Consider the following 3,703-nt stretch of genomic DNA (forward strand, 5'->3'; position numbering starts at 1 on the left):
TTCTTATTTTTTACCCCGCATTAATATAAATGGTCACTGTTGGGGGGGGGGGGGCGGGGCGCGGGGGCCACCACCAAGTCCCCCGCCGGGGGGGGTGGGGGTGGACGGCGGCTCGTCCCCAACGAGGCCGCCAGGGTGGCTCAGTGGAACTGCTCGGCCTCGGTGGAGCCGGTGAGCGCGAGGGTCTCCGCGTGCGGGTTGAGTGCCGTGGAGACCAGGTCGAAGTAGCCGGTGCCGACCTCGCGCTGGTGCTTGACGGCCGTGTAGCCGTCCGCCACCGCGGCGAACTCGGCCTCCTGCAGGTCGACGTAGGCCGTCATGCCGTGCTCGGCGTAGCCGCGGGCCAGCTGGAACATCGAGTGGTTGAGCGCGTGGAAGCCGGCCAGCGTGATGAACTGGAAGCGGTAGCCCATCGCGCCCAACTCCCGCTGGAACTTGGCGATCTGGTCGTCGTCCAGGGCGGCCTTCCAGTTGAAGGACGGCGAGCAGTTGTAGGCCAGCATCTTGTCCGGGTACTCGGCCTTGAGCGCCTCGGCGAACTCCCGGGCCTGGGCGAGGTCCGGGGTGCCGGTCTCGACCCAGATCAGGTCGGCGTACGGGGCGAAGGCGAGGCCGCGGGAGATCACCGGCGCCATGCCGGGCTCGACCCGGTGGAACCCCTCGGCGGTGCGCTCGCCCGTGCAGAAACGGGCGTCGCGCTCGTCCACGTCGGTGGTCAGCAGGTTGGCGGCGAGCGCGTCGGTGCGGGCCACGATCACGGTCGGCACGCCGGCGATGTCGGCCGCCAGACGGGCCGAGTTGAGCGTGCGGATGTGCTGGACCGTGGGGACGAGCACCTTGCCGCCGAGGTGGCCGCACTTCTTCTCGGAGGCGAGCTGGTCCTCGTAGTGGATGCCCGCGGCACCGGCGGCGATCATGCCCCTGGTGAGCTCGAAGGCGTTCAGCGGCCCGCCGAAGCCGGCCTCGGCGTCGGCCACGATCGGCACCAGCCAGTCGGGGCCGTCGTTGCCCTCGGCGGCGTCGATCCCGTCGGCGCGCAGCAGGGCGTTGTTGATCCTGCGGACCACCTGGGGAACGGAGTTGGCGGGGTAGAGGCTCTGGTCCGGGTAGGTCTGGCCCGCCTGGTTGGCGTCGGCCGCCACCTGCCAGCCGGACAGGTAGATCGCCTTCAGCCCGGCCTTCACCATCTGGACGGCCTGTCCGCCGGTGAGCGCGCCGAGGGCGTGGACGTAGTCCTGCTCGTGCAGTTGCCGCCACAGGCGCTCGGCGCCGCGCCGGGCCAGGGTGTGCTCCTCGCGCACCGTGCCGGACAGGCGCACCACGTCGGCCGCCGTGTAGCTGCGCTCGACGCCCGCCCAACGGGGGTCGGAGGCCCACCGGGCGGCGAGCCCCGCCGCGCGCTGATCCTGCTGCTGCCGAACCGACTGAGTCATGGGTCTGCTCCCCAGGGGTGCTCGTTGCGAAGGATGTGACGCACCTCACCGCAAGGGCGAGTGGGCGGCCGGGTGGTGCCGGGCGGCGGTGGAACACCGCAGGACGTGGATGCCCGGACAGCGTTCCCGGCCGTGACTGACCTGGTCTTTCGCCGCTGTCCTGCGCACCTCCCGGCCGCACCACCGACTCTGGCAGCCCGCGGAGCCGCCGTCACCGGTGGACCGCTGCCAACTTCTGCGAACGATCCCCGGCGAATCTGCGAAGGTTGCGACGACCCGGCCCTGCGTCCTCCGGTTAGGCTGCGCCCACTCGGTCGGCCGATGCGCGCAGTGGGGGAGAACGACACGATGGGAAAGGCCTTCGCCGGTGCCCGGCTGCGCCGCCTGCGCGAGGAGCGCGGCCTCAGCCAGGCCGCCCTCGCCCGGCTGATCGATCTCTCGCCCAGCTACCTCAACCAGCTGGAGCACGACGCCCGCCCGCTCACCGTGCCCGTCCTGCTGCGCCTCACCGAGGCCTTCGGGGTCGAGGTCGGGTACTTCGCCCCGCCGGACAGCGCCCGGCTCACCGCCGAACTGCGCGACGCGCTCGGCGAGGAGGTCGCCGCCGGCCGGGTCACCGCCGGCGACCTCGACGAGCTGGCCGCGCGGCTGCCCGCCGTGGCGCGGCTGCTCATGGACCTCGGCCGCAGCCGGCGGGCGGTCTCCGAGCAACTCGCCGTCCTCGCCGGGGAACGCGGCCCGGTGGCCGACGCCCTCAACCCGCACGAGAAGGTCCGCGAGTTCTTCTACCGCCGCCGGAACTACCTCGACGAACTCGACACCGCGGCAGAGGAGTTGGCGACGGCCATCGGCCTCCGCCGCGGGGAGGTCCGAGCGGTTCTGGCCGAGCGCCTCGTCTCGGGCCACGGCGTGCGGACCGTCGCCGGAGGCGAGCGCCTGCACCGGTACGACCCCCGCACCAGGGTCCTGCACCTGTCGGACCGGCTGCGCCCGGGCCAGCAGGCGTTCCGGATGGCCACCCAGCTCGCCTACCTCGAACACGACCCGTTGCTGTCCGAACTCGCCGCCCAGGACAGCCCGGAGGGGTCCACCGCCTGGTCGCTCACCCGGATCGGCCTCGCCAACTACTTCGCCGCCGCGTTGGTTCTCCCCTACACCGCGTTCCACGTCGAGGCCGAGGCCGCGCGCTACGACATCGAGCACCTCGCCGACCACTTCGGCGTCGGCTACGAGACGGTCTGCCACCGGCTCAGCACGCTGCAGCGGCCCCGGCTGCGCGGGGTGCCGTTCTCCTTCGTGCGGGTCGACCGGGCCGGCAACGTCTCCAAACGCCAGTCCGCCACCGACTTCCACTTCTCCCGCACCGGTGGCACCTGCCCGCTCTGGAACGTCTACGAGGCCTTCGCCTCGCCGGGCCGGGTCCACGTCCAGGTCGCCGCCATGCCGGACGGCCGGCGCTACCTGTGGACGGCCCGCGCGGTCACCCGCTCGCCCGGTGGCTGGGGGCACCCCGGCAAGACCTTCGCCATCGGCCTCGGCTGCGAGATCCGCCACGCCTCGCGGCTCGTGTACTCGGCGGGGCTGGATCTGGGGGACGCGCAGGCCGCCACCCCGATCGGTCTCGGCTGCAAGGTGTGCGAACGCCCGGGCTGCCCGCAACGCGCCGCGCCCGCCATCGGCCGCCCGCTCGCGGTCGACGAGCACAGCAGCACCTTCGTCCCGTACCCCGCGCTACCCGACCCCGACCCCCGGGCCGGGAGGCCACGCGAGTGAACCCGCCGGGCCACCCGTCCCGTCGCGTGCCGCAGCAAGATTCCTGAGCGTGGGTCAGACGCGGTCGAGCAGCCGGGCGATCTGCGGGTCGCGGAGGACGTAGCGGACGGTCCGGCCGTCCCGGGCGGCCGACACGATGCCGGTGACGCGCAGCAGCCGGAGGGCCTGGGACACCGTGGTGTCGCGGATCCCGGTCGCGAGGGCGAGGTCGGTGACGCAGATCGGCCCGGCCCGGTGAACGGCGATGAGCAGGGCGAGGCGGCCGGGGTCGGCGAGCAGCGAGAACCTCTGGGACACGGCTCTCACCCGCTCCCGGTCGGACACGGCCGTGTGGGCGGTGCGCATGGCGGTGTCGTCGATCGCGGGCCGGGCCTGCGGGGGCGGGAATTCCGTGTCCAGTGCTCTGTCCTCATCCGGGGAGTGCCGAAGGCCGGGCCGGGGGAACTGGGGTAGCCCCCGCCCGGGGTCGGATAAACAAATCACAACCCCCCAGAAAA

General features: G+C 72.8%; 3 protein-coding genes. 1 reads left to right on the forward strand and 2 read right to left on the reverse strand.

The features are described from left to right. Window positions 1-140: 140 nt before the first annotated feature. Window positions 141-1,433 (reverse strand): isocitrate lyase, encoded by a 1,293-nt coding sequence (gene aceA, locus ACFC1F_RS42810; protein WP_376167187.1) that lies wholly within the window; start codon window positions 1,431-1,433, stop codon window positions 141-143. A gap of 348 nt (window positions 1,434-1,781) precedes the next feature. On the opposite strand from aceA, the gene ACFC1F_RS42815 reads away from it, so the two are divergent. Then, entirely contained in the window at window positions 1,782-3,206 is a 1,425-nt protein-coding gene (locus ACFC1F_RS42815; RefSeq protein WP_376167189.1) for a short-chain fatty acyl-CoA regulator family protein, read from the forward strand. Window positions 3,207-3,260: 54 nt separating this feature from the next. Here ACFC1F_RS42815 and ACFC1F_RS42820 read toward each other — a convergent pair whose 3' ends face one another. Then, window positions 3,261-3,503 carry an ArsR/SmtB family transcription factor gene (locus ACFC1F_RS42820; RefSeq protein ID WP_376167191.1) on the reverse strand — a complete coding sequence of 81 codons (243 nt, stop codon included), beginning with the start codon at window positions 3,501-3,503 and terminating at the stop codon, window positions 3,261-3,263. Window positions 3,504-3,703 lie beyond the last annotated feature (200 nt).

The organism is Kitasatospora sp. NPDC056181 (genome assembly GCF_042266225.1).
Lineage (GTDB): Bacteria > Actinomycetota > Actinomycetes > Streptomycetales > Streptomycetaceae > Kitasatospora.